This window comes from Mammaliicoccus sp. P-M58, assembly GCF_022386165.1.
GTDB lineage: Bacteria > Bacillota > Bacilli > Staphylococcales > Staphylococcaceae > Mammaliicoccus > Mammaliicoccus sciuri.
Map to the genome: position 1 here is coordinate 24,948 of NZ_JAJNJI010000015.1, position 25,660 is coordinate 50,607.

The window sequence follows — 25,660 nt, forward strand, 5'->3', positions numbered from 1 at the left end:
TCACCCATTTTGTTTTAAAGTTTGAAGTTGTTCATAAATATCAATGATGTAATTTACAGAATCACGTAGTGCCATCGTTGTCATTAAGTGATCTTGACCGTGTACCATGATAAAACTTAATTCAGATGATTCACCACTTGCTTCTTGAGCTAAACATTGGGTTTGTTCTTTATGTGCTTCCGTTATATATGTATTTGCACTTTCAATATGACTACGCGCTTCATCGAATAGTCCGTTTTTAGCTTTTTCCATAGCAGCCATAACTTCTCTTCTTGCATCCCCAGCTATCGCAACAATGGTGAAACCTACCATCATCTTCTCTTCTCTACTCATCTCTTGTTGTGCCTCCTTTTTGTGATGATAATATACGTTCTATATGCAATTGAAAATAGAACAAGTGATGTTGATTAATAACAATATTGAACTTTCTTGATATGGCATGATATAAATCTTTTGCGTACAAATAAGAATTTGGATAGTGTGTTTTTAAATGCTGTTGGAATGATATATCAATTTGTTGAGATAAGTCTTCAGAATAATCAAGAATGTGTTCAGTTAAATACTTTAAATGCTGGATGAATCTATCATAATAATATTCATTGGACTTATTCCGTGAAATACCTATTTGATTTAAGCAAATGATCAAATCGTTCAGTTGAATGTTTTTATTCTTATATACCGTTTGATTCTCAATTCCCTCAGGTTGCTCAGCATTAATAAAATGTAAGGCTAGATTATTTGCTTCATATGCTGGAAAAGAAATATTTAAATTTCGTTTAATAATCGTTAATGCGTATAAACTAGATTCAAATGCACGAGGATGAATGCTTTTAACATCAATAGAAAATGTTTGTATCTTTTGGTTGTTTTGATGAATATTGACAGCGTGATGTAAATGGTGTGTTAACGTGACATAAATATAATCTTGAAACGTAAAATCAAATTTATGTTGAACATCATTGATGATTTCACAACATGTCGTAATAATAGGTACGGGTATATCATTAATTAAAGACTGTAAATGAAATCTCACTTCTTGATTATCGAGTCTAAATATTTTCTCGGGTGTTTGATGAGATAAGAAATCACCTTTCTTTTTTGAAAATACAATCCCTTTCCCCATAGCGATAACTTCTTCACCATTTTCAGTGATGGCAATAGCAACATTATTGTTAAGGACTTGTTTGATTATCATAGGCAGCAATACCTCCAATCATTTGAAATAAAAAATACCACAAGACTTAGAGGTGATTCATGCACCTCAAGAATTGTGGTTTTCGCCTAATTGAATAGTCACGATCCAAATATTTAATTGTTTATTAATGTTCGATATTGTTATATTTATAATTTACAACGCTTTTTAAATTATGTCAATATTGTAATTAAATGGAATATAAAGGCATTAAAAAACCAAACCTACTTCATTTTGAAGTGTCGGTTTGGTTTTTTAATTAGTCTTCTTTTTTAACTTGTGCCCAACCTTTTTTAGTGATGGTAATTTTACCAGTCTCGATTGTGATCAGTTTTTGTTTATATAATCTACCGATAGCACGTTTGAAACTTGCTTTACTCATATTAAAGACTTCTTTAATTGCTTCTGGGTTTGATTTATCCCAGAATGGTAATTCACCGTCATATTCTACAAGTAAATCAAATATCACTTGGCCATCTTCATCTAGTCTTTCATGTGCCAATGGTAAGAATGAACCATTTAATTCACCGTTTTCTTTTACGCCGATGATTCTAACGTCCATTTCTTCACCTAGTCTTGGTTCATGTTTACGTTCTGATTCGTGTACAAATATTTTATAACCTTCTTCAGATAATAGGAAAGTACCTACTCTTAATAAGCGATATGGTCTTGCTGTTACATGTTGATGTAATATAGATTCTTCAGCCGTTTTGTACATCGTGTCGACAATTGTTTCTGTTGCTAGTCTCGCAAACATTTGACTATTACTATCTATTCTAAGTGTACAGAATATCATGTCACCGTTTTGTGGCCATAGTTCTTTAACTTTAGGTAGATCTTCCCATGGAATGAGTACTTCTCTAGGTAATCCTACATCTACTGCAGCACCATCACGGTCTACTCTCAATACTTTTACCCAATCATAACGGTCTTTTGTAATAGTTGGCATGTTTTGTGTTGCAAATAATTCTCCAGATCGGCTTGGATATACAAAGAAACTATAATCTTCACCGATTTCTAATTGATCGTCATCTTCGACTTCTGAAGCATTCATTTTAATAGGTTCGCTATTTGGTCCAAGTAAATGATAAGTTGAACCTTCCAATCTATCCACTTTTAAAAAGTCTATGCGACCTACAAGCGTATCTTTTTCGTGTGCCATGTCATTCTCCATTCATATGTTTTTCGTTTATTCATTATAACATGCATTTTGCTTCGTGTAACGACTGTTCAAACTCTTGCCCATTTTTGTTTCATTTATGATATAATTCATCGGTAGAAGTATTAATGAAAAGGAGTCATTTAATGTTACAAGTTACGAATGTAAGTTTACGTTTCGGTGATCGTAAGCTTTTTGAAGATGTAAATATTAAGTTCACACCAGGTAACTGTTACGGACTTATCGGTGCTAATGGAGCTGGGAAATCAACGTTCTTAAAAGTATTATCAGGCGAATTAGATTCTCAATCAGGTCACGTTTCACTTGGTAAAGATGAACGTTTAGCAGTATTAAAACAGGATCACTTTGCGCACGAAGATGAAAAAGTGATTGATGTTGTATTAAAAGGTCATGAAAAATTATGGCAAGTTATGACTGAGAAAAACGAAATTTATATGAAACCAGATTTCTCAGATGAAGATGGTATGCGTGCAGCAGAACTTGAAGGTGAATTTGCTGAAATGAATGGATGGAATGCAGAAGCGGATGCATCTGTATTACTTTCAGGTTTAGGTATTAAAGACGAATTACATGACAAAATGATGTCTGAATTAGAAAACAACCAAAAAGTAAAAGTACTTCTTGCTCAAAGTTTATTTGGTGAGCCAGATGTTCTATTACTCGATGAGCCTACAAACGGTTTAGATATTAAAGCGATTGCTTGGTTAGAAGATTTCTTAATTAACTTTGAGAATACAGTTATCGTCGTATCACATGATAGACATTTCTTAAACAATGTCTGTACACATATAGCTGACTTAGATTACGGCAAAATTAAACTATTTGTCGGAAACTATGACTTCTGGTATCAATCAAGTCAACTTGCTACTCAAATGGCTCAAGACCAAAACAAGAAAAAAGAAGAACGCATTAAAGAATTACAAGACTTTATCGCAAGATTTAGTGCGAACGCTTCTAAATCTAAGCAAGCAACAAGCCGTAAGAAAATGCTTGAAAAAATTGAACTCGATGACATTCAACCATCATCAAGACGTTATCCATTCGTTAATTTCACAATTGAACGAGAAATCGGTAACGACTTATTACAAGTTCAAGGTGTTTCAAAAACAATTGACGGTCAAAAAGTATTAAATAACGTTTCATTTACAATGAATCCAAATGATAAAGCTGTATTAATTGGAGAAAGTGAGATTGCTAAAACTACCCTACTTCGTATTTTAGCTGGTGAAATTGAACCAGATGAAGGAACAGTTAAATGGGGCGTTACAACAACACAATCATACTTACCAAAAGATAACTCAGATTATTTCGAAGGTATAGAAATGAACTTAGTTGACTGGTTAAGACAGTATGCACCACCAGAAGAACAAACAGAAACATTCTTAAGAGGATTCCTTGGACGTATGTTATTTAGTGGTGAAGAAGTTAAGAAAAAAGCAAGTGTCCTTTCAGGTGGAGAAAAAGTAAGATGTATGTTAAGTAAAATGATGTTATCAAACTCTAACGTATTATTACTCGATGAACCAACAAACCACTTAGACTTAGAAAGTATCACTGCAGTCAATGATGGATTGAAGAACTTCAAAGGATCATTAATCTTTACTTCATATGACTTTGAATTTATCAATACAATCGCTAACCGCGTAATTGAAATCAAAGAAGACGGCGCAATTTCTAAAGAAATCAGTTATGAAGAATACTTGAGAGATCAAGGTGTTTATAACTAAGCATTATGTAGTGAAGCTAGGACATCTTTATAAGTCCTAGCTTTTTTTATTTGGGGAAAATGAGGTAATGTGGGGTGTTTTTGGTGTTCAATGTTGCAAGTGAGCGTCGACTAGCAATGTTCAGGCGTTCAATATTGCAAGACAAGGCAAACAAGCAACAGCTCTATTTATCAAGACATGCCAAACAAGATAAATACAGCCCAGCTATTTATCAAGACTAACCAAACAAGATAAATTCATCTCCACTTTTTATAAATACACCACCCTTTTCTTACCAACCTTCCCCCATTCCTAAAAACTCCCTCCATCTTCTCCACACTCATCTAAAATGAATATGAATGAATATTGATTTCTAGGGCTTATCGTCTAAATAGTAAGAACTTTTTGAAATTATCAGTTTTCTCTCTTTACATCAATATTCTTTGTATGTATAATGAATGCATACCAATTGAATATGTTTTTGATGAGGCGCATCAATCATTAGTAACTCCCCCTATTGGACTGCAATCTTAAAGGAGTGAAAGGGTGCGATGCCGAAACATTATATTTTTGCAGAAATATGGTGTTGGACATTTAGGTTAAGAGCTAGTTGTCTGTCATTATCTTAAGAATAATGGAGTGCATCACTTGTATATATAAATTAAAACAAGTTCGAATGCCGAACTTGTTTTTTTATTTATATTACAGCGTTCGTCTCCGATTTATAGGAGGAATTATTTTGAGTCAGAGTGTTTTAAAATTTGGCGGTACGTCCGTTGGTGATTTTGACAAAATTAAAAATATCGCACATATGTTGAAATCACGTGTTGATAATGGAGAACAATTAGTAGTGGTTGTAAGTGCTATGGGTAAGACGACAGATTCTTTACTTGAAAATATTAGCTCACTTACGACGCAACCTAAAGATGAGCATTTAGCGATGCTTTTAACGACGGGTGAACAACAAACCATTTCATACTTATCAATGGTATTGAATGATATTGGTGTTCAAACGAAAGCAATGACTGGATATCAAGCAGGTATCAAGACGATTGGTCATCATTTGAAAAGTAAAATTGCAGAAATTGATGCACTACGTTTTGAAGAAGCTTTTGAAACAAATGACATTCTAGTCGTTGCAGGATTTCAAGGTGTAAATGATCATCTGGAAATTACAACTTTAGGACGCGGCGGTTCTGATACAACTGCAGTAGCCATTGCAGCAAGTATAGATACATCTTGTGAAATATATACAGATGTTGATGGTGTATATGGAACAGACCCTAGAATTTATAAAGAAGCAAAGTTACTCAATGAAGTTTCATATGAAGAAATGATGGAAATGAGTGCTTTAGGTGCTGGCGTATTAGAATCTAGAAGTGTCGAAATTGCAAAAAATTATAACATACCATTATATCTTGGTAGAACATTATCAAACGTGAAAGGAACATGGATTATGCCACAAACAGAGATATTAGAGAAAAAAGCAGTTACAGGAGTCGCACTTGATACACATATGATTCATGTTACTTTAACTTATCCGATGCAAAATTTTGCATTATTACAGAAATTATTTGATTCATTAGAAGAACAATCAATGAATGTTGATATGATATCTCAAATTGAAAATCAACAAGGATTACAGCTTTCGTTTACGATTAAAGATTCAGACGTATATCAAATCGAACAAATCATTGAACAACTTACTGAGGAATACCCTCACTTACGTTACAAAATGAGAGATAATTACGCTAAACTTTCAGTGATTGGAACTGGCATGAGAGATATGTCAGGAATAGCTTCAAAAGCATTCCGCACTTTAATTAGTCATGACATCAACTTCTATCAAACAACAACTTCTGAGATTAGTATTTCTTATGTTGTTGATCGTGAATTAGGAGAAACTGCCGTTCGAACTTTAAGTGAAGCATTTAATATATAATGAATGATGGAGTGAACAAAATGACAAAATTAGCAGTTGTAGGCGCAACAGGTTTAGTAGGAGAAAAAGTATTAGAAGTATTAGATAGAAAAAATGTACCATTTGATGAACTTGTATTATTTTCATCACCTAGATCAGCAGGCAAACAAATCGAATTCCAAGGGAAAACTTATACTGTTGAAGCATTGACAGAAGAGAAAACAGATGGCAATTTCGATTACGTTATTATGAGTGCTGGTGGTGGTACAAGTGAGAAATTCGCCCCACTATTTGAAAAAAATGGTGCAATTGTAATCGATAATTCAAGTCAATGGCGTATGCATGAAGATATTGATTTAATCGTTCCGGAAGTGAATGTACCTAAATTAAATCGTAAAATTATTGCAAACCCAAACTGTTCAACAATTCAATCAGTTGTACCTTTAAAACCTTTATTAGATCAATTCGGATTAAAACGTGTTGCTTATACAACATATCAAGCTGTATCAGGATCCGGTTTAGCAGGTCGTGAAGATTTAGCTAATGGTGAAAAAGGAGAAGCACCAAAGAACTACCCTCATCCAATTTATAATAATGTGTTACCACATATAGATGTATTCTTAGAAGATGGTTATACAAAAGAAGAACAAAAAATGATCGACGAAACTAGAAAAATCTTAGATCAACCTTCTTTAAATGTAACAGCAACTTGTGTGCGTGTACCTGTTCAAGATAGCCATAGTGTGCATATAAACGTAACTTTAGATAAAGAAGCGACTGTTGAAGATATTCGTAACTTATTTAATGAAGATGACCGTGTTGTCTTAGTAGATAACGTAGAAAATAATGAATATCCACTAGCGATTCATTCTACTGGTAAAGATGAAGTATTCGTTGGAAGAATTCGTAAAGATGATTCTTTAGACAATACATTCCACATCTGGTGTACTTCAGATAACTTATTAAAAGGTGCAAGTTTAAATGCCGTTCAAGTGCTAGAACAAGTATTAGAATTAAATAAAAAATAAGGAGGAGTGTTCAGTATGTCACATATTTTTAACGGTGTTGGCGTTGCCCTTACAACACCATTTACAAATGAGGATGTAGACTACGAAGCCTTTGAAAATCATATAGAATTTTTAATAGATAATGGTGTTAAAAGTATTATTATTAACGGAACAACAGCAGAGAACCCTACCCTTACAACAGAAGAAAGAAATACGTTATTAGAATGTGGGATTAAAAAAGTCAATGGCCGTGTTCCAGTTATAGCAGGTACAGGTACAAACAATACGCAAGCTTCTATCGATGCTTCTATAAAAGCTAAAGAATTAGGTGCTGATGCGATTATGTTAATCACACCTTATTACAACAAGACGAGTCAGCGTGGATTAATCGCTCATTTCACAAAAATTGCGGATGAAGTTGCATTACCTGTTGTACTTTATAATGTCCCATCTAGAACAAATATGACGATAGATGTTGAAACGGTAATTAAACTAAGTGAAAATCCATACATCGTGGCTTTAAAAGATGCGACAGGAGATTTAGAATATGCAAAATCTTTAAAACAACAATTACCAAGTGACTTTGCATTATATAGTGGTAATGATGACAATATGTTGGATTACTATCAATTAGGCGGAGCGGGATTAATTTCAGTTGTAGCAAATGCTATACCACAAGAAACACAACAATTATATGATTATGTCGTTAATGATCAATTAGAACAAGCAAACACTTTAAATCGTGATATTACAGAATTACTTAATCACTTAAGTGTAGATGTTAATCCAGTGCCGATTAAGTTATTAACGTCTGAATTAGGTTTCGGTCGTTATGAAGTAAGATTACCGCTTGTTACATTGGAAGAACAAGAAAGAAAAGTTTTAAGTGAAGCATTTACTAAGTTTAAAGATGGTGTAAAACAATGAAGATATTATTAATCGGATATGGCGCAATGAATGAACGCGTCGCAAGATTAGCAGAAGAAAGATACAACGAAATAGTTGGTGTTGTCGTGAAGGATTCAACGAAATCATATCCCTACGCTGCTTTTGAATCTATTTCAGAAGCGCCAGAAGCGGATGTGGCGATAGACTTTTCTAATCCTGAATTATTATTGCCATTATTAGAAGAAGACTTTACATTACCTTTAGTGATCGCAACGACTGGTGAAAAAGAACAAATCATAGAAAAGTTAAAAGAAAAAGCTCAAAATATGCCTGTATTTTTCAGTGCAAATATGAGTTATGGCGTGCATATATTAAAAGAAATTATTCAATATGCAGTACCATTATTGGAAGACTTTGATATTGAAATGTTAGAAAAGCATCATAATAAGAAAGTCGATGCACCAAGTGGTACACTCGTTCAACTATATGACGCGATTAAAGAAAAAAGAGCACAATCTGTACCAGTATATGATAGACATGAATCATCTACTAAACGTGAACCTGCAGAAATTGGTATTAGTTCACAACGTGGTGGTACAATTGTTGGAGAACATCAAGTATTATTTGCGGGTCATGACGAAACAATTGAAATCACACATCGTGCGCAATCTAAAGATATTTTCGCTAATGGCGCAATTAATGTAGCAGATGTTCTAGTCAATAAAGAAAACGGATATTACACATACAATAATTTAAATGAGGAGAGAATTTAACATGGTTAAAGATTTTACGGCAGAAGAAATTATACAATATATTAGTGAGGCAGAGAAAGTAACGCCTTTAAAGGTTTATGTAAACGGCACATTTGAAAATGTTGAATTCCCAGAGTCATTTAAAGTATTTGGTTCTGAAACATCTAAAACAATTTTCTGTGATGCTAAAGATTGGAAGAGCTTTTATGAAGCGAATCAATCAGCTATTACAGATTTAGAAATTGAACATGATCGTCGCAATTCAGCAATTCCATTAAAAGACTTAACAAATACAAATGCAAGAATCGAACCAGGTGCTTTCATTAGAGAACATGCAGTTATTGAAGACGGTGCGGTTGTTATGATGGGTGCTACAATCAATATCGGTGCTGTTGTTGGTGAAGGTACAATGGTAGATATGAACGCTACTTTAGGTGGACGTGCAACAACTGGTAAAAATGTACACGTTGGTGCTGGATCAGTATTAGCGGGTGTTATCGAACCACCAAGTGCATCACCTGTAGTGATTGAAGATGACGTATTAATCGGTGCAAATGCTGTTATCCTTGAAGGCGTTAGAGTCGGCAAAGGTGCAATCGTTGCAGCTGGGGCTATTGTAACTAAAGATGTTCCAGCTGGTGCAGTAGTAGCTGGTACACCTGCTAAAGTTATTAAACAATCAGCAGATGTACAAGATGGTAAAAAAGAAATTGTATCTGCATTACGTAATTTAAATCAATAATATCATTATAGTCGGGGCGGGACTGCGATATCATTTTCCTTAAATGAAATTTCTATCCCGCTCCCTCTTTCTATACATAATACAAAGGACTGAGTTAAATGTCTGAATTAGAATTTGTGAAAAATACAAGAAGATACTTACATCAACATCCAGAGTTAAGTATGCAAGAATATGAGACAACTGCGTACATTGAAGACTTCTTAAAACAATTAAATATTCCATACGAACGCCCTATTCAAACGGGTGTCATTGGTTATTTAGAAGGTAATTCGAATCATACTATTGCCTATAGAGCGGATATCGATGCCTTACCTATTCAAGAAGCAAACGATGTACCTTATAAAAGTACGGTTGATCAAGTTATGCATGCATGTGGACATGATGGGCATACGACAGCGTTAATGCTTTTTACACAACGTTGTAAAGCATTATATGATAAAGGTGAATTACCGCATAATGTAGTATTTATATTCCAACCTTCAGAAGAAACTGAAGCCGGTGCAAATCAATTAATCCAATCAAACGTGTTTGATAAATACAATATAGAGAAAATTTATGGCGTTCATATTATGCCATTTGAAGATGTCGGTACAGTAGCCTTTAAAAATGATGAAATTACAGCTAGTGCAACAGAGTATCGATTTTACTTAAAAGGAAGTTCGAGTCATGTTGCTAGTAAAGAAGATGGTAAAGCAGCATCAGAAGCTATGATGCATGTACTATCTCAAGTTACACAAATTCAGCAATTTCATTTAAATGGTTTAAATCGCAATATTGTTCATGTTGGTCAATTCAATGTTGGTGAAGCCATTAATACCGTTCCAGAGAATGGTTACTTAGAAGGTACGATTCGTACATATGATACGAATGATCTTGAAATTGTTAAAAATCAAATGCAAAAAATCGCAGAAAGTGTTGAATTGTTATTTGGGGTTACATGTACGGTTGATTTTGCTGAAGGATATCCACCTACTACAAATGATGCACAATTATATGATGGCGTTAAAGAAGCTTTAACGAGTCTCGATTTAACTTTACATGAACTTGAAAAGCCTTATTTATTTGGTGAAGACTTTAGTTTCTATCGTCAATTAGCACCAAGTTATTTTGTCTTTTTTGGCACACGAAACGTTGAGAAAGATTACATTTATGGTCTACATACAAATAGACTCAATTTCGATGAAGAAGTATTGATCAGTGTCGCTGATTACTATACAGCACTATTAAATCAAGGAGCGGACAAATAATGGTAGCACGTATTACGATTGATGAACAAAATTTTATAAAAAATGCTAAAAATGTTATTAAAGATAACAAAGTTATGGCAGTCGTGAAAAACGATGCTTATCATTTTGGACTAGAATTCGCAGTTGAATCCTTTATTCAAGCAGGTATTCAAACATTCAGTACAACATCACTTCATGAAGCGGTAAGAATTCGTGAAATAGATAAACAAGTGAATATCTTTTTGATGAATCCTTCTATCGAATTTGAAACATTAAAGGCACATAACATTGCGATGACGTTACCTTCGTTGACGTTCTATCATGAACATATAGAAGATTTAGCAGGCGTTAAATTACATTTAGAACTTGAAAATCTTTTACACCGTTCTGGTTTGAAAGACCAAGATGAAATGTTGCAAGTACTTAAAAACAATGAAAGCTTACCTATTGCAGAGCAAGCAATTATTGAAGGTATATGGACACATTTCGGATATGCAGATGAATTTGGTGGCGATGAATATGAAACAGAAAGACAAGCATGGATTGATTGCTTATCATTTATATTAGACCAAGGTTATGCCTTCAAGTTTATTCACGCTCAGAATAGTGCAAGTTATGTACGAGAAGACGGATTGTTAAATCAACATACGCATGCTCGTCTTGGTATTATACTTTATGGTTCAAGACCTTATAGTACCCTCCCTACTACACTTACAGAACAAAACTTTACAGTCACAGCTAATGTGATACAAGTTCGCCCTATTAAAAAAGGAGAAACTTGTGGATATAGTTTCCAGTATACAGCTGATAAAGATTGTAACATTGCTGTAGTTGATATTGGCTATGGAGACGGTATACTTAAGACAAGAGCGAAACATGATGCCCTTATTAATCAACAACGCTATCCAATTAGAGGGTTGATGATGAGTCACATGTTCGTTGAAGTAGATGATACAATCCAAAGTGGTGATCAAGTCGTTATGTATAGTAACGATATAAGGATTGATGAATTTACATTTAAAGGTGTTGGTGCAAATTCTGAGCAAATCAGTGCATTAAACCATCATTCATTAATAAAGGAGATTAGATAATGACAGTTAAATATAATGACCAAGGTGTTCTTACAATGGGCAATGTATCATTACATACGATAGCTGCAAGTTTTGGTACCCCTACTATCGTATATGATGAGGAACAAATTAGAACACAATGCAGAAGATTCCATGAAGCATTCAAAGAAAATGGTTTATCATATAATATCTCGTATGCTTCTAAAGCATTTAGTAGTATTCAATTGTTTAAATTGATGGCAGAAGAAGAAATGGGTCTAGATGTCGTATCTGAAGGTGAATTATATACAGCTTTAGCAAGTGGATTTGACCCAAGTAAAATTCATTTTCATGGTAACAATAAGACGAATGAAGAAATTGAATATGCGATTGAAAGCGGCGTTGAATATTTCGTAATTGATTCATTAGATGAAATTACACGTATTAATAGATTAGCTTCTAAGCCTATTAAAGCTGTATTAAGAGTTAATCCTGGTGTTGAAGCACATACACATGAATTTATCCAAACTGGTCAAGAAGATAGTAAATTTGGTTTGTCTATTAAACACGGTACTGCACTTGAAGGTGTACGTGCTTTGCAAGAATCAGATAAAATAGACTTTAAAGGTATTCACTTCCATATTGGATCACAAATTTTCGAAGCTGATGGTACAATCAACACAATCCAAATTGTATTTGAATGGTTAAAAGAACATGATATTGAGATTGATATTTTAAATTTAGGTGGCGGTTTTAGTATTAAATATACTGAAGCGGATAAAAGTTACCCTATTGAAGATGGTATTAAATTGATTACAGATGCGATTAAAGAAAATAGTCAAAAATATGATATGGCTATTCCAGAAATCTCTATAGAGCCAGGTCGTTCAATTGTTGGTGAAGCGGGTGTTACGTTGTATCAAGTAGGAACAATTAAAGAGATTCCTAATGTTAATACGTATGTATCAATTGATGGCGGTATGAGTGATCACATTAGAACGGCACTATATGATGCGCAATATGAAGCGCTGTTAGTGAATAGAAATGATGAAGATATGCATGAGGTCACAATTGCTGGTAAGTTATGTGAGTCAGGTGACTTAATTGGTAGAGATATGAAACTTCCTAAATCTACAAAAATCGGGGATTATATAGCTGTATTATCTACAGGTGCTTACCACTACTCTATGAGTTCAAATTATAATCAAATGCTTAAACCATCAGTTCTATTTGTTAAAGATGGAAAAGCGAGAGAAGTTATTAAGAGACAAACATTAAAACAATTGATTATGAATGACGTAAAATAATAAGCTGAAATCTTGAAAGTTATTATTAAATAATAACAATACGATAACGCAAAAAGAAACCCTAACATCGTTAGGGTTTCTTTTTAGTCGTTCAAATTCATATATATTATAGTTTTACAACGTTTGCAGCTTGTGGGCCACGGTCGCCTTCAACTACTTCGAATTCTACTGCTTGACCTTCTTCTAAAGATTTGTAACCTTCTTGGTTAATTGCTGAGAAATGTACGAATACGTCATTTTCTCCTTCAATTTCGATGAAGCCAAATCCTTTTTCTGCGTTAAACCATTTAACTGTACCTTGTTTCATAATTGTGAAACCTCCAAGACTAAAATTCAATATGCGATATTCGCATATTACAAAAAACACAATTAATTAATAATGTTATTTGCAATATGGAATAACGATATTGCTATTACTTATTATACGTCACAGAATATTCAAATGCAATACCATTTAAGATATTTTCAGAATTTATTATTTTGGTAATGGTGTATAAATTGAATTGTCATTTAATATAAGAATACTATAAAATATTTGCATATCTTCTTCGCAGTCTTCACAGTAAGATAGATCACAATTATTATAAAAAGCATGTATGTTATGTTTACCTACAAGTTCATTAGTAAACTTCGTTTGATATTGATTAAGTAGATTATGATATTGATTGACCATTTCTTCATAGTCATGACATTCAATTTCTTTAATGATATAGTCTTTCCAATCGTCAAACAGCCACCATCCCTCATAATCTGTTCGGATTGTTACGATTTTATACATCTTAAAATCTCCCCTATTTAGAAAATTGCCCTAGAGTTAATTTAAATCTTATTGATTATTAAATCAAGAAAATAGCTTGTCGATTTGTTTCTAATTATTAGTTTTTTTACACTGAACCCTTTATAATAAAGATATGAGGTGATAAATATGAACGGAAAACATATAAAAGTTTTTGGACGGGTACAAGGTGTTGGGTTTCGATTTTTCACTGCTCAACTCGCTAAGAAACATAAAATTGTTGGTACCGTTGAAAATGTCAGCGATTATGTAGAAATATACGCAAGTGGTGAAGAAGATCAATTAGAACAATTTACTAATGGTGTTATCCAGGGAGTAGCGCCAGCTTCAGTTGTAGAAAATTATACAATCGAAGATACCACTTTAGACGAAAAAACTAAGCATTTCAAAACGTTATAAATTAGGAAGATGACAATGAAATATAATTTATCATATGTATTAGGTGCATTATTAGCAGTACCTATATCATTTATTGCTTTTTTATTTAGTGTTTTTCAATTAGATTTAAATTATCTTATCGATATGGCCGTATTTGCAGGTACTTACGTTATTAGCTTTTTACCAATACAATGGTATAGTTCACGACGTTACTTGAAAGAAATGGGTTTAACACGACGCGAATTCCATTTTATTAGAAAACAATTAAACGAAGCGCAGCCTAAATTGAAAAGACTTTATAAAAACTATATGCGTATCAGATCATATAAGGAATTCAAGAACTTAAACGAAGTAGCTAAATTGGCACGTACAATTTATAACACAGTTAAACAGTCACCTGAGAAATTTTATAAAGTCGAAAGCTTCTTCTACTCTCACTTAGATAATACTGTGAATTTAATTGATAATTACACACTTTTACAACGTATGCCGAATAAATCTAAAGAAGAAAAAGCTAAACTTAAACAAACGAAGCTTACAATTGATGAAAATAAACGAACACTCGTTGCCGATTTAAAAGAATTAAATGAATCGAGTTATCATCAATTAGATATTGAAATGGAACTTGCTGATATTGCTAAACAAAGAAATAGCTATAGAAAAGGCATTCCAGAATCAACGAAAGAAAAAGTAAATTTAACAAAAACTCATAAAAAATATGAATATGAAATGGAGCGTAACAATGACTGAAACGAATAAGAACTTATTTGACGACCTTATTGATGACCCATTTAAAGATTCATCAGAAGCGTTAACACCACAAACTTCAGAAATTACAGAACAACAGACCCCTTCTGATGTAACATCAACTTACGAAAAGACATTCTCAGATGAAGATCAACGTAAAATTGATGAAATTGCTAAGCAAATTAAACCATTAGATAATGATGGTCTTCTACTCTATGGTCAACAAGCACAAAATAAATTATCACAGTTCTCACATCAGATGCTTACACAAGTACAATCTAAAGATGTAGGACCTATCGGTAATTCATTAAGAAATTTAATGAATAAATTAAAAGAAGTAAATCCTGATGAATTACAAAAACAAAATCAATCTAGATTGAAACGTATTTTTAGAAGAGCTGAACGTTCTGTAAATGAAATGTTTAGTAAATATCAATCAGTTGGTGCACAAGTAGATCGTATATCTGTAGAACTTCAGAAATCACAAAATATGCTCATGAAAGATGTAGGCTTATTAGATCAATTATATGAAGAAAATAAAGCTTACTTTGATGCATTAAATATTTATATCGCCGCAGCAGAAAAGAAACGCGACGAGTTAAAACAACATAATCTTGTAGAATTAGAACAAAAAGTTAAAGCATCAAATAACCAAATGGATGTACAAGAACTAGCAGATTTACAACAATATATTAATCGACTAGAAAAAAGAATTTATGACTTACAACTTTCTAGGCAAATCACATTACAATCTGCCCCACAAATTAGAATGATTCAAAATATTAACCAAACTTTAGCCGAAAAAATTCAAAGTTCAATTTTAACGAGTATCCCATTATGGAAAAACCAAATGGCAATCGCTTTAACACTTTTAAGACAACAAGGCGCTTCAGAAGCTCAGAAAAAAGTAACAGATACAACTAATGAATTATTGCTGAAGAACTCTGAAATGTTGAAACAGAATGCGATTAGAACAGCTGAAGAAAATGAACGAGGCATCGTTGATATCGAAACATTGAAGACAACTCAAACGAATATAGTAGATACAATTCAAGAAACATTACGCATACAAGAAGACGGCACACGCAAACGTCAGCAAGCAGAACAAGAATTACAAAGCTTAGAACAAGACTTAAAAACAAAATTATTACAACTCAAAGACGAACAGCAGCAATTGAGAAACACATTTAAATCATAAATAATGGACCCACCAACAAACGTTGCATTTGTTGGTGGGATTTTTGTTGTGTAGATTTGGGGATGTGCGTTAAAGCCAGAATAAACACACAAGATCGTCAAACATGTGAGTTAAAGCCAGACTAAACTCACGAGATCACAAAAGATGTGAGTTAAAGATAGAATAAACACACAAGATCGTAAAAGATGTGAGTTAAAGCCAGACTAAACTCACGAGATCGCAAAAGATGTGAGTTAAAGACAGAATAAACTCACAAGATTGCAAAATATGTGAGTTAAAGCCAGACTAAACACACAAGATCGTCAAACATGTGAGTTAAAGCCAGACTAAACTCACGAGATCGCATAACATCTGAGTTAAATCCCAACAAACTCACATCTCCTACATCACTCTACTCATCCCACACCCCTCTTACATAAACTGACCTAAGAAATACCCCATTAATGTTCCGACGTAATTTCCGATTACATAACCCAATGTACCGATGATTAAAATGGGTCCTACTAATCCTTGCCACCCTTTAGAAATCGCTAATGCAGCTGCTGTTGTTGGTCCCCCGGCATTAGCGTTACTAGCAAGTAACATCTCCTCAATATTGAATTTGAACAATTTACCGAAGAATAAAGTTATAGATAAATTGAAAATCAAAATAACGGCGACGAAAATAAATAATAATGGTGCTGTTTTGATAATGATTGGTATAGATGCTGGTACACCTATTACGACAAAGAAAATATATATTAAAAATGTACCGAGTTCATCAGAAGCATTTAAATTCTCGAAGAATTTACTAAATAGTGCCACTGTAACAAGCGTAAATGTCGTTAATAATAAAAATTGGTCACCTATGATACTCACTAATATTTCCATAAAGTGATTGTTTTTAGGAATGTATTCATTAACAAGTTCTGAAATTTTAAAGCTAATCGCAACTAATACAAATGCTATGGAAATTGAATAAGCAATATCTTTTAAACTTATTTCATTTCGTTTCCAATACGCTTCTGCTTGATTACTGTTTGCAACATCGTTTGAATTATAAAGTCTTTTAAAATATTTTTTAATAAATGTTATATTCGGTAGCGTAATCAGTACAATAAAGTAGAATGCCATTACACTATTATCGGCTACAACAGTTGCAGATACTAATTCGCCTGGTGTTTGGAATTTTGTACTAAGTGCTGCAAAATTTACACCACCACCTATGTAACTACCAGTCATCATAGCACCGATTTTATCTAGTTCAGGTATGAATTGGTGAAGTAATAAAAATCCTGCTGCAACACCTACAACAGTACCTACTGAACTGATAAGGAATATAAATAAAAGTCTTCTACTTTCTTTCCATATTTTAAATATGTTTGATCTAAATAAAAGTAAAGGTATTGCTAATGGAATAACATATTCCCATACTTGATCATAAACTGGCGATTCAATCGGAATGATATTGAGATTGGATAATATCATCGCACCAACTAATGCAATGATAGCGCCTGTTAGTTTTGCTGCAAATTGATATCTCTGTTCTAAGAAGATACTAATGGCTGCAATACCTACTAGAATTGCCCACAAAAGCCATGTTTCATCTTTGTTTATAAATGCATTTAATATCATGAATACCAACCCCTTTTTATTTTGTTATCAATATGATGACATAAAAAATAAGAATCTTCAAAATAATTTTGAAGATTCTTATACAACTTACGAATACGTGATTGGTGCTTGATTCTTAACTTTACCGATTATAAATCCAATGATGAATCCTACGATTGCGAAAGGTATCCATTCCATTTGGTAAGTTGATAATGGTAACTGTTGAATAAATCCAATTTTAGCCCAACCCATTTGGTTTACAACTGATATTAATGAAATAATTGTTACAAGTGCTACTGATAATTGTTGAGCAATTGGTGGTGTTCCAACGTATTTAGCAAGAACAATTAATAATACAGCTGTAATTGCGATTGGATATAACACTAATAATACTGGTAGCGAACCTTTGATTACTGTAGTTAAACCTTGGTTTGAAAGGATGAAACTAATTAATGTAAAGATTGTTACAAACCATTTGTAAGAAATTTTAGGTATAATTTCGTGGAAGAATTCACTCACTGAAACGATTAAACCTGTAGCTGTTGTTAAACATGCTAATGCTACGATAATACCGATTAAATATTTACCAAATTCACCGAATGCTAATTGCGCGGCTGTTGTTAAGAGATATGTACCGATATTTTGACCGTTATCGTTTAATTCTTTTAGTGTCTCAGCTGAAACGTTCATGTGATTTCCGATCCAACCTAATGAGATGTAAATAAATCCAAGTGCAATTGCTGCAATAACACCTGCATAAATTGTTTGTTTGAATAATCCTGTTTCTCTCGTTACACCTTTACTCTTAATTGCTGTAATAACAATGAGTGAGAAAGCAATAGCTGCGATGGCATCCATTGTTAGGTAACCTTCAACGAAACCTTTACCAAAGCTTGTTCCAGCACTACTATATACTGCAGGATCACCTTCAACTGTAGCGCCTCCACCTAATGTGAAGAATGCTTTAATAATTAGTGCTGTAATCGAGATTAATAGTAAAGGTGTTAATATCGCACCGACTTTATCGACCATTTTACTTGAGTTGAAACTTAAGTAAAAAACAATCACAAAGTAAATAAGTGAGAATATAAATAAAGCCATTGAACTATTTGTATCAAAAATTGGTGTAATACCCATCTCGAAAGATGTTGCTGCCGTACGTGGTATTGCGAATAATGGTCCTATCGTTAAAGAAATTGCAATTAATAATATAATTGCAAAGACTGGATGAATTTTACTTAATGAAACTCTGTATCCCTTGTCCTCAATTGAACCTGCTATTACACCAATAAGTGGTAAACCGATTCCCGTAATTACAAAACCAAATATTGCTGGCCAGAAGAAATGACCGCTCGATAATCCTAATGCTGGTGGGAATATTAGGTTCCCGGCACCAAAGAATATCGCGAATAACATAAACCCTACTACAAAAATATTCTTGTTCATATATTTTACTCCTTTTGCGTCTAACAATAATTTATATTTTATCATTGGAGTTTGTTTTCGTCTATATGAAATTTCTGAAAATTTAAAAAAGAATGTTATTATTTAGTTTTGCTAATTATATAGATTGCAACAGTAATTTTTTTAATAACGGTGCCAATTGGTATGGTAAATTTTCAACACCTTCTACAAATAAACTTTGTTTACCATAGATGTTATGAACAGTCTTTTTCGTGGCTTCATCGATCACATCTTGATTAAGGAATACATTAAAGACATAAATTCCTTGTTTATCTGCTTCTATCACAGCTTCATGTGTATCTATAATGCCGTCTTCTGCATAATCAAAAGCTGAAGGTTCCCCATCAGAAAAAACAATTAAGAATTTTTGTGACTCAGATCTTTGAAGTAAATGTTGAGTTGCAACTCTTAAAGCGACACCGTCACGATTATCATCTTGTGGTTCAAGCGTCATAATTCTTGCGTCATTTTGTTTAAGTGTTGATTCATTATATAAGATGAGCTCTTCGATTGTATTAGGTTGATTTAATTTATCAGCTTCAAAAGCATCTTCACTAAAACCTAGAATTTCATGTTTAATATCTAAATTTTTAAGTGTTTCATGAAATAGGACGACACCTTTTTTAGTTTCTTCCATTTTATCGTGCATACTTGCTGATGCATCAACTAATAATGTGAATGTTGCATCTAATTTTCTACTAAATGCATCCTTTTTGAAGAATAGTTTATACTGATCATCGATAAACCAATTTAGTAAATTCTTTTGTAATCGACCTTTAGTTAAGTTCTCTCTAATATCACTATATTGATGATTCATTGATTTTTGGATAATGCTTGTTAAGTCTTTTATTTCAAACTGAACACTATCGACAGCTTCTTTATAAGCTTCCATATGTGTTGGTAAAATATCTGGTCGATTGAAAGTCAGTGAAACATTTTGGTTAATACCTTTAAGTTGATATTGTTGGTTAAGACCTTGTGCGCCGCCCTCTTCATCATCTAAAGTATTATTAGAACCTTTACCTTTTTTCTCCATCATATCCGTCATATCATCGCCAGCGTCACCTTCTCTATCGTTGTCTGTAAGAATGTCGCTATTTTCGCCTTCGTGAAGTTCCATTTCTAAATAAGAATTGCTGTCATTTTGACTGTCGTTTGTCTTTGTTTCAGCATCTTCAGTTTCAATATCGTCAGGATCATGTTCTTGTTCCTGACTTTGATCAGTGTTAGCCGCATCTTGACGTTTTAAATCTTCTAAAGTCCATTCTTCTTCATAAGAACGATAAATACGCTCAGGTATATGATAATATTGGTTGAGCATATCTTCTTTTAACAAATAATCCACTAAAATCATGATACTTACAGCTAAATCATAACTATCTTCTGATGATTGCAAGTTGAATATTTGCGTTAAACGATTAAACACTTGTACAAGTGCATCATCAAAATCATCATTTATTGAAATATTGTTTATGAAATTTTCATTTAAAATAGCATGTTCTATTGCTAAAAATAATAAGTCTGTATAAGTTGTCTTCGTTTGATAAACATGAATTTGACTATTATTTTGTTTGATTTTGACGTTCAGTCTATGTTTAAATAACTTTTTAGTGACTGGACGTTTAGACATAATCAAATTTGATAGACGGTATTCTTCAATAAGCATAAATAATTGTTTGAAAAAGCTCATATGGTCAAATGATTCATCTAATACTTCTTTATAAATAGCTGGATCTGTATGTTTAAATCCTAAAGTATCTAACATAATGTCGGATTTTAGTCCTGCATTTATAATGTGTTCAGGTCGATGTAACCATGTGAAACTTACATTACATGTATTGTTGATAGGATCATAGTGTTGGAATTTTTGGAAAGAAACTTTAACGTTTGGATCTTCAAGTAATAATTTTGCTAAATCAGTTAACATCATTATTTGTTGTGCATCGATTTGTTCGTCATTAAATAATATAAAACGATCACTCATGATATTCTCCTTACTCGAAAATTAATTCAATTGCATTTTGTATGGCTTGTTGTTCTCTTTCGTCGTCTATTTTGTCTATAATGGCGCGTTTAATCGCACGTCTAACTGGAATAACAGTCGCTAAATCAGCTAGGTCAATCAATGCTCTTATACTCGCCGACTCTTCTGAAATTTGACCTTGGCTCGACATAATGCGTAAATCCTTATTAAATTGAACAATTGAATCCATGATTTCATCATCTTGTAATGCACTTTGTTCTTTAATAATCATTTTTAATGTTTCGCCATCTATATAATCAATATCTAAGACAACGAATCTATTTTTTAATGCTTCGTTCATTGGTAATGTTCCGATATATCCTACGTTGATTGCGGCAACGACTGAAAAGCCTTCTTTAGCTTGTACGACTTCACCTGTAAATGGATTTGTTAACGATCTTCTAAAATCTAATACACCATTTAAAATAGGCAACGTTTCTGGTTTCGCCATATTGATTTCATCGATATATAAAATATCACCATTCTTCATCGCTTTAATAACAGGTCCGTCGATAAATACGATTTGTTGATGACCTTGTTCATTAGTTTCAATTGTTTTGAAACCTAATAAGCTTTCTGCATCTAAATCTACAGAACAGTTTACAGAATGCATCGGTTTGTTTAAATCTCTTGCAAGTGTTTCAGCAAGTTTCGTTTTTCCTGAACCAGTCGGTCCTTTTAAAAGTATATTCTTATTAAGCTTTATCATAGACAAAGCGTCATCATATATTGTTTTATCGTTGTTTAAATATTGATTAAAATTAGCCATTGTGTTCTCCTTTAGTACATTTTATAAACTTAAAAAAGAGTCCGGAACATATAGATGTATCAGACTCTTATCGTATATTTATACTTCTTTAAAGTATGTTTTGTAGTAGCCGCCAACATGACCAGAATTATCAATGATTTGATAATATTCTTCTGTTTCATTAACGACATCATATGTTTTACCTACTGTTAACATATCAGATACTTTAAATTTTTGTGCATCTGTATGTGTAACTTCTACTTGTTTAATAACGTGATTTTCTTTCCAAGTTTCATGTAACATAAATAAACCGCTCCTTTAATTCACTGTGTCATATGTAATTGTAATAATGATGCCAGTTAAGTCACGCACATATAACGAAATTAAGCCGGCTTCATGTTGAATAATATGATGTTCCAATTCAATTTCTTTAACGTGATTAACAATTTTTTCAAAATGATCGATATCATCAATGGAGATTGCTACTCTTTCGATAGGTGGATTTAATGACTCAATCGCATCTGGATAATCAATCAAATGTAACTCTCCGCCATTTCCACCAGCACCGACTTTAAATACGATAGCTGACTCATCATCTATTGTCTTGTATTCGGCAAACAATTGCAACTCAAAAATATTATTTAATAATGAGCCAGTTGCTTGAGTCTCAGGTGATTTAACCATGACCGGCCCTATTCCTTGAATTTGATGAATAGGACTAATTGGACCACCATCATAAGCAGTTCCAAGTGGTACACCAGAATTTTGTTCATCAGAAATAAGATGTAACGCATGTCCATTATTATCAAAAAATTTAAATAGATGCTTACCATTTAATTGTTGTACAGATTCATACTTAATTTGATGATTATCAAATTGTTGTTTATATTCATATAATGCGTAATCAGTTGGTACACGTAAAGCAATCCCGTGAAAATGCGTATCTAGTTCTTCTGAATCACCAGAATATTGCTTGAAAATAAGTCTCGTACCAGGTGCAAGATTTGCATCACCGATATGTAAGATATTCTTTTCATGGTTCATCAAGGTATTAAGCCCTAAAATATCTTTATAAAATGACTCTGTTTCTTTAATATCAAAAGTCCATAATGTAACACTTCTAAGTCCATTCATGAATATCTCTCCTATATATGAATTCTTATAAATTATATCAAATAAATTCAAAGTATGACAAATCAATCAAATTGAGAATAATGAAAAATATATATTGTTGTTGTATGGGCGCCGTTATGAACAAGTTTGGTTGAAAGTGTTCATAAGGACGGCGTTACGAACAAGTTTAGTCGAAAGTGTTTATAAGAGCGCCGTTATGAACAAGTTTGGCTGAAAGTGTTTATAAGACCCCCAGTATTTACACTTCTAACGAGTTTTGTAAATAAGGCCCCCGTTATTAGCAGTTCTGGCTCAAGGTGCAAATACTGACAATATATCTTAACTTTTATTACTATTCTCGGAAAAGAATTCCGAAATTATCTTTAAAAAGTACTCTGGGGATTCAAGATTAGCTAAATGTGCAGTATTAGGTATTATAATATTTTTTACATTAGGGATTTCTTTAATCATAACCTTAGCGATTTCTAGAAAATCTGGCACATCACATTGACCATTAACAATTAATACCGGTATCTCAATATTGTTTAATTGTGAGATATTATCTTCAGATTCTATTTCTTCAGAAGAATCATCAGGTTCAGCTTTAGTTAAAATTGTTCGCTGCATATCCATAATCAATTGTTTCACAACTGGATTCATGTGTTCTGGTGATCTATTTCTTTGTATCCAAGTCATATAATTATACTGTGCTGTTCCTTCTATTTTCCCTTCATCTATTAATCTTTCTTCTTTTTCTTCATAATTTTGTAAGAAAGTAGATGCATTCCAACCACCTAAAGCTGGCGATAAGAGCGCTAAACTCAGACACTTTGCAGGGTTTTCTAAATAAAAATCAATAGCAATTTTTCCACCAAATGAAGCTGCTAAAATATGTGTATGATGAATGTCTAAATAGATAAGTAGTTCATTTATAATTTTATTATAATTGTAACTTCCTTCAGTAAAATCACTTAAGCCGAATCCAGGAAGGTCAAACCTAACTACTTGATATTTTTCTGACAGTAAGTTGTATTCCGCATCCCACATTCGTGAATCCGTAATCCCGGCGTGAATTAATAATAAATTTTCGCCATTACCTTTTGATTCATAATAAATATTAGCTCCTGTTGCATTAAAAATTCCTTTAAGCTCATTAGAATGCATAATATTCTAACCTCCGATTTATATTTTTAAAAATGAGTAATACTTAAAATTGAATAAAGTTAGTACGACAATCTATTATTATTAGAAAGGACGGCCAATATAGTATATCTCGATTATTCTACCATTAATATGCATGATAAGCACTTAATATAAAAGTAGATAAAACAAAAAAATACAACGACAATTATCGTCGTTGTATTTTTCCATAATGCTATTTTAAGATTCTAATAATAAATCTTCTGGATTTTCAATTAAGTCTTTAATTGTTTTTAAGAATCCTACTGCTTGTTTTCCATCAATAATTCTATGGTCGTAACTTAAAGCGATGTACATCATCGGTCTATTTTCCATACGATCTTTATCAATTGCAATTGGTCTTGTAACAATTGAGTGCATACCTAAAATAGCAGCTTGAGTACCATTGATAATTGGTGTAGACATTAATGAACCAAACACACCACCATTAGTTATAGTGAATGATCCACCCATCATGTCATCTAAGCCTAATTTTTTGTCTTTAGCTTTAACAGCTAAGTCTACGATATCTTGTTCGATTTCAGCGAAGTTTTTCTTGTCACAATCTTTAACGATTGGTACTACTAAACCTTCTTCTGTAGAAACGGCAATACCGATATCATAGAATTGTTTAAGTACTAAATCAGTACCATCAATTTCAGCATTTACATCAGGATATTTCTTCAATGCTGCTACTGCTGCTTTAGTGAAGAATGACATGAATCCTAAACGAGTACCGTTATGGTCTTCTTGGAATTTTTCTTTCTTACGTTTACGTAATTCCATTACGTTAGTCATATCAACTTCATTAAATGTTGTTAACATAGCTGTATTATTAGATACTTCTAATAATTTCTTAGCTATTGTTTGACGTCTACGTGATAATTTCTCACGAACAACAGGTTTAGAAGGATTGTCATTAGATTTAGCTTGTGCTGGTTGGCTTTTCTCAGCTGGTTTAGCTTGAGGTTGAGGTTTAGCTGCACTTTCAACGTCTTCTGGACGAATAACGTCACCTGCTTGAGTCTTAACCTTGCTTAAGTCGATACCTTTTTCACGTGCTAAACGACGTGCTGATGGTGTTGCTTGAATTCTTTCATTTGAAGATGCTGTTTCTTCTTTTGTTTCTGTAGCTTCTGGTTTACCTGCATCTTCTTTAGATGGTTCTTCTTGCTTTTCAGGTTTAGCATCGCTTGAAGCTGGTTGTGCTTCTCCGTCTGAAACAACTGCAATGACTGAACCTACTTCAACAGTATCGCCTTCTTCAGCTTTGATTTCAGTTAGAACACCTGCAACTTCTGAAATGACTTCAACATTTACTTTGTCAGTTTCAAGTTCGACGATATTTTCGCCTTTCTCAACTTGATCACCAACTGATTTGAGCCATTCTGAAATTGTTCCTTCTGTAATTGATTCTGCTAATTCTGGTACTTTTACCTCTGACATGATTC

General features: G+C 33.0%; 25 protein-coding genes and 1 riboswitch. Of the genes, 12 read left to right on the forward strand and 13 right to left on the reverse strand.

Translation table 11 applies throughout. The features are described 5' to 3' along the window. From LQ694_RS13975 to LQ694_RS13985, 3 genes are all read right to left on the reverse strand, one after another. A complete protein-coding gene (locus tag LQ694_RS13975) occupies nucleotides 1–333 on the reverse strand; it encodes a PTS lactose/cellobiose transporter subunit IIA (RefSeq protein ID WP_218696561.1) in 333 nt (110 codons plus the stop codon). Continuing rightward, complete coding sequence (locus tag LQ694_RS13980; protein ID WP_218696560.1) at nucleotides 326–1,195, reverse strand: CAT RNA binding domain-containing protein; 870 nt, start codon at nucleotides 1,193–1,195, stop codon at nucleotides 326–328. The genes LQ694_RS13975 and LQ694_RS13980 overlap by 8 nt, the downstream gene beginning before the upstream one ends. 256 nt (nucleotides 1,196–1,451) lie before the next feature. Then, nucleotides 1,452–2,354 carry a CvfB family protein gene (locus LQ694_RS13985; protein ID WP_058611305.1) on the reverse strand — a complete coding sequence of 301 codons (903 nt, stop codon included), beginning with the start codon at nucleotides 2,352–2,354 and terminating at the stop codon, nucleotides 1,452–1,454. 143 nt (nucleotides 2,355–2,497) lie between these two features. Between LQ694_RS13985 and LQ694_RS13990 the strand changes: the two genes are divergently transcribed. The 9 genes from LQ694_RS13990 (at nucleotide 2,498) to lysA (ending at nucleotide 12,970) form a co-directional block, all read left to right on the forward strand. Further along, nucleotides 2,498–4,099 carry an ABC-F family ATP-binding cassette domain-containing protein gene (locus tag LQ694_RS13990; protein WP_037588021.1) on the forward strand — a complete coding sequence of 534 codons (1,602 nt, stop codon included), beginning with the start codon at nucleotides 2,498–2,500 and terminating at the stop codon, nucleotides 4,097–4,099. A 455-nt stretch (nucleotides 4,100–4,554) separates the two neighbouring features. Beyond that, nucleotides 4,555–4,731, forward strand: a riboswitch (Lysine riboswitch). An 86-nt stretch (nucleotides 4,732–4,817) separates the two neighbouring features. Further along, nucleotides 4,818–6,020 (forward strand): aspartate kinase, encoded by a 1,203-nt coding sequence (locus LQ694_RS13995; protein WP_126477862.1) that lies wholly within the window; start codon nucleotides 4,818–4,820, stop codon nucleotides 6,018–6,020. 20 nt (nucleotides 6,021–6,040) lie between these two features. Beyond that, on the forward strand, nucleotides 6,041–7,027 hold the full coding sequence (locus tag LQ694_RS14000; protein WP_058611303.1) for an aspartate-semialdehyde dehydrogenase: 987 nt from the start codon (nucleotides 6,041–6,043) through the stop codon (nucleotides 7,025–7,027). 15 nt (nucleotides 7,028–7,042) lie between these two features. Then, the gene (dapA, locus tag LQ694_RS14005) at nucleotides 7,043–7,933 is read left to right on the forward strand and encodes a 4-hydroxy-tetrahydrodipicolinate synthase (RefSeq protein WP_096791421.1); all 891 of its coding nucleotides are present in this window, start codon (nucleotides 7,043–7,045) and stop codon (nucleotides 7,931–7,933) included. Beyond that, the gene (gene dapB / locus LQ694_RS14010; RefSeq protein ID WP_096791422.1) at nucleotides 7,930–8,667 is read left to right on the forward strand and encodes a 4-hydroxy-tetrahydrodipicolinate reductase; all 738 of its coding nucleotides are present in this window, start codon (nucleotides 7,930–7,932) and stop codon (nucleotides 8,665–8,667) included. The genes dapA and dapB overlap by 4 nt, the downstream gene beginning before the upstream one ends. A gap of 1 nt (nucleotide 8,668) precedes the next feature. After that, nucleotides 8,669–9,388 carry a 2,3,4,5-tetrahydropyridine-2,6-dicarboxylate N-acetyltransferase gene (dapD, locus tag LQ694_RS14015; RefSeq protein WP_037588029.1) on the forward strand — a complete coding sequence of 240 codons (720 nt, stop codon included), beginning with the start codon at nucleotides 8,669–8,671 and terminating at the stop codon, nucleotides 9,386–9,388. A 98-nt stretch (nucleotides 9,389–9,486) separates the two neighbouring features. After that, nucleotides 9,487–10,635, forward strand: coding sequence for a M20 metallopeptidase family protein (locus LQ694_RS14020; protein WP_058611300.1), 1,149 nt, complete (start codon nucleotides 9,487–9,489; stop codon nucleotides 10,633–10,635). Next, on the forward strand, nucleotides 10,635–11,705 hold the full coding sequence (gene alr, locus LQ694_RS14025) for an alanine racemase (RefSeq protein WP_058611299.1): 1,071 nt from the start codon (nucleotides 10,635–10,637) through the stop codon (nucleotides 11,703–11,705). Before LQ694_RS14020 ends, alr begins: the two co-directional genes overlap by 1 nt. Then, complete coding sequence (gene lysA / locus LQ694_RS14030) at nucleotides 11,705–12,970, forward strand: diaminopimelate decarboxylase (RefSeq protein WP_058611298.1); 1,266 nt, start codon at nucleotides 11,705–11,707, stop codon at nucleotides 12,968–12,970. Before alr ends, lysA begins: the two co-directional genes overlap by 1 nt. 106 nt (nucleotides 12,971–13,076) lie before the next feature. On the opposite strand, the gene cspA is transcribed toward lysA, so the two are convergent. Both cspA and LQ694_RS14040 read right to left on the reverse strand, forming a co-directional pair. Next, complete coding sequence (cspA, locus tag LQ694_RS14035) at nucleotides 13,077–13,277, reverse strand: cold shock protein CspA (protein WP_016912585.1); 201 nt, start codon at nucleotides 13,275–13,277, stop codon at nucleotides 13,077–13,079. Nucleotides 13,278–13,445: 168 nt separating this feature from the next. After that, nucleotides 13,446–13,748 (reverse strand): DUF1033 family protein, encoded by a 303-nt coding sequence (locus tag LQ694_RS14040; protein WP_048543023.1) that lies wholly within the window; start codon nucleotides 13,746–13,748, stop codon nucleotides 13,446–13,448. Between the two features lie 147 nt (nucleotides 13,749–13,895). Between LQ694_RS14040 and LQ694_RS14045 the strand changes: the two genes are divergently transcribed. The 3 genes from LQ694_RS14045 to LQ694_RS14055 are packed head-to-tail and all read left to right on the forward strand — an operon-like array spanning nucleotide 13,896 to nucleotide 16,089. Next, nucleotides 13,896–14,165, forward strand: coding sequence for an acylphosphatase (locus LQ694_RS14045; RefSeq protein WP_049318890.1), 270 nt, complete (start codon nucleotides 13,896–13,898; stop codon nucleotides 14,163–14,165). A gap of 15 nt (nucleotides 14,166–14,180) precedes the next feature. Then, nucleotides 14,181–14,894, forward strand: coding sequence for a 5-bromo-4-chloroindolyl phosphate hydrolysis family protein (locus LQ694_RS14050; RefSeq protein ID WP_048543020.1), 714 nt, complete (start codon nucleotides 14,181–14,183; stop codon nucleotides 14,892–14,894). Continuing rightward, nucleotides 14,887–16,089 (forward strand): toxic anion resistance protein, encoded by a 1,203-nt coding sequence (locus tag LQ694_RS14055; RefSeq protein WP_058591278.1) that lies wholly within the window; start codon nucleotides 14,887–14,889, stop codon nucleotides 16,087–16,089. Before LQ694_RS14050 ends, LQ694_RS14055 begins: the two co-directional genes overlap by 8 nt. Before the next feature lie 411 nt (nucleotides 16,090–16,500). Here LQ694_RS14055 and LQ694_RS14060 read toward each other — a convergent pair whose 3' ends face one another. The 8 genes from LQ694_RS14060 to odhB all read right to left on the reverse strand — a co-directional run bounded on the left by LQ694_RS14060 (nucleotide 16,501) and on the right by odhB (nucleotide 25,655). Next, complete coding sequence (locus LQ694_RS14060) at nucleotides 16,501–17,703, reverse strand: DUF819 family protein (protein ID WP_058611295.1); 1,203 nt, start codon at nucleotides 17,701–17,703, stop codon at nucleotides 16,501–16,503. Between the two features lie 87 nt (nucleotides 17,704–17,790). Next, a complete protein-coding gene (gene brnQ, locus LQ694_RS14065; RefSeq protein ID WP_058591276.1) occupies nucleotides 17,791–19,128 on the reverse strand; it encodes a branched-chain amino acid transport system II carrier protein in 1,338 nt (445 codons plus the stop codon). A 115-nt stretch (nucleotides 19,129–19,243) separates the two neighbouring features. Beyond that, nucleotides 19,244–21,130: a vWA domain-containing protein gene (locus LQ694_RS14070; protein ID WP_058611294.1), complete on the reverse strand. Its 1,887-nt coding sequence runs from the start codon at nucleotides 21,128–21,130 to the stop codon at nucleotides 19,244–19,246. A 10-nt stretch (nucleotides 21,131–21,140) separates the two neighbouring features. Then, nucleotides 21,141–21,938 (reverse strand): ATP-binding protein, encoded by a 798-nt coding sequence (locus LQ694_RS14075; RefSeq protein WP_096791426.1) that lies wholly within the window; start codon nucleotides 21,936–21,938, stop codon nucleotides 21,141–21,143. A gap of 78 nt (nucleotides 21,939–22,016) precedes the next feature. Continuing rightward, nucleotides 22,017–22,220 (reverse strand): DUF6501 family protein, encoded by a 204-nt coding sequence (locus LQ694_RS14080; RefSeq protein ID WP_025905040.1) that lies wholly within the window; start codon nucleotides 22,218–22,220, stop codon nucleotides 22,017–22,019. 15 nt (nucleotides 22,221–22,235) lie between these two features. Continuing rightward, a complete protein-coding gene (locus LQ694_RS14085; RefSeq protein ID WP_218696559.1) occupies nucleotides 22,236–23,051 on the reverse strand; it encodes a VOC family protein in 816 nt (271 codons plus the stop codon). A 318-nt stretch (nucleotides 23,052–23,369) separates the two neighbouring features. Further along, a complete protein-coding gene (locus LQ694_RS14090; protein ID WP_218696558.1) occupies nucleotides 23,370–24,194 on the reverse strand; it encodes an alpha/beta fold hydrolase in 825 nt (274 codons plus the stop codon). A gap of 216 nt (nucleotides 24,195–24,410) precedes the next feature. Next, nucleotides 24,411–25,655, reverse strand: coding sequence for a 2-oxoglutarate dehydrogenase complex dihydrolipoyllysine-residue succinyltransferase (odhB, locus tag LQ694_RS14095; RefSeq protein ID WP_218696556.1), 1,245 nt, complete (start codon nucleotides 25,653–25,655; stop codon nucleotides 24,411–24,413). Between the last annotated feature and the right edge of the window lie 5 nt (nucleotides 25,656–25,660).

Excerpts from the sequence above, each read along its gene's own strand:
- LQ694_RS13975 (WP_218696561.1), bottom strand. The coding sequence starts at position 333 with ATGAGTAGAGAAGAGAAGATGATGGTAGGTTTCACCATTGTTGCGATA.
- LQ694_RS13980 (WP_218696560.1), bottom strand. The coding sequence starts at position 1,195 with ATGATAATCAAACAAGTCCTTAACAATAATGTTGCTATTGCCATCACT.
- LQ694_RS13985 (WP_058611305.1), bottom strand. The coding sequence starts at position 2,354 with ATGGCACACGAAAAAGATACGCTTGTAGGTCGCATAGACTTTTTAAAA.
- LQ694_RS13990 (WP_037588021.1), top strand. The coding sequence starts at position 2,498 with ATGTTACAAGTTACGAATGTAAGTTTACGTTTCGGTGATCGTAAGCTT.
- LQ694_RS14000 (WP_058611303.1), top strand. The coding sequence starts at position 6,041 with ATGACAAAATTAGCAGTTGTAGGCGCAACAGGTTTAGTAGGAGAAAAA.
- dapA (WP_096791421.1), top strand. The coding sequence starts at position 7,043 with ATGTCACATATTTTTAACGGTGTTGGCGTTGCCCTTACAACACCATTT.
- dapB (WP_096791422.1), top strand. The coding sequence starts at position 7,930 with ATGAAGATATTATTAATCGGATATGGCGCAATGAATGAACGCGTCGCA.
- dapD (WP_037588029.1), top strand. The coding sequence starts at position 8,669 with ATGGTTAAAGATTTTACGGCAGAAGAAATTATACAATATATTAGTGAG.
- LQ694_RS14020 (WP_058611300.1), top strand. The coding sequence starts at position 9,487 with ATGTCTGAATTAGAATTTGTGAAAAATACAAGAAGATACTTACATCAA.
- alr (WP_058611299.1), top strand. The coding sequence starts at position 10,635 with ATGGTAGCACGTATTACGATTGATGAACAAAATTTTATAAAAAATGCT.
- lysA (WP_058611298.1), top strand. The coding sequence starts at position 11,705 with ATGACAGTTAAATATAATGACCAAGGTGTTCTTACAATGGGCAATGTA.
- cspA (WP_016912585.1), bottom strand. The coding sequence starts at position 13,277 with ATGAAACAAGGTACAGTTAAATGGTTTAACGCAGAAAAAGGATTTGGC.
- LQ694_RS14040 (WP_048543023.1), bottom strand. The coding sequence starts at position 13,748 with ATGTATAAAATCGTAACAATCCGAACAGATTATGAGGGATGGTGGCTG.
- LQ694_RS14045 (WP_049318890.1), top strand. The coding sequence starts at position 13,896 with ATGAACGGAAAACATATAAAAGTTTTTGGACGGGTACAAGGTGTTGGG.
- LQ694_RS14050 (WP_048543020.1), top strand. The coding sequence starts at position 14,181 with ATGAAATATAATTTATCATATGTATTAGGTGCATTATTAGCAGTACCT.
- LQ694_RS14055 (WP_058591278.1), top strand. The coding sequence starts at position 14,887 with ATGACTGAAACGAATAAGAACTTATTTGACGACCTTATTGATGACCCA.
- LQ694_RS14060 (WP_058611295.1), bottom strand. The coding sequence starts at position 17,703 with ATGATATTAAATGCATTTATAAACAAAGATGAAACATGGCTTTTGTGG.
- brnQ (WP_058591276.1), bottom strand. The coding sequence starts at position 19,128 with ATGAACAAGAATATTTTTGTAGTAGGGTTTATGTTATTCGCGATATTC.
- LQ694_RS14070 (WP_058611294.1), bottom strand. The coding sequence starts at position 21,130 with ATGAGTGATCGTTTTATATTATTTAATGACGAACAAATCGATGCACAA.
- LQ694_RS14075 (WP_096791426.1), bottom strand. The coding sequence starts at position 21,938 with ATGGCTAATTTTAATCAATATTTAAACAACGATAAAACAATATATGAT.
- LQ694_RS14080 (WP_025905040.1), bottom strand. The coding sequence starts at position 22,220 with ATGTTACATGAAACTTGGAAAGAAAATCACGTTATTAAACAAGTAGAA.
- LQ694_RS14085 (WP_218696559.1), bottom strand. The coding sequence starts at position 23,051 with ATGAATGGACTTAGAAGTGTTACATTATGGACTTTTGATATTAAAGAA.
- LQ694_RS14090 (WP_218696558.1), bottom strand. The coding sequence starts at position 24,194 with ATGCATTCTAATGAGCTTAAAGGAATTTTTAATGCAACAGGAGCTAAT.
- odhB (WP_218696556.1), bottom strand. The coding sequence starts at position 25,655 with ATGTCAGAGGTAAAAGTACCAGAATTAGCAGAATCAATTACAGAAGGA.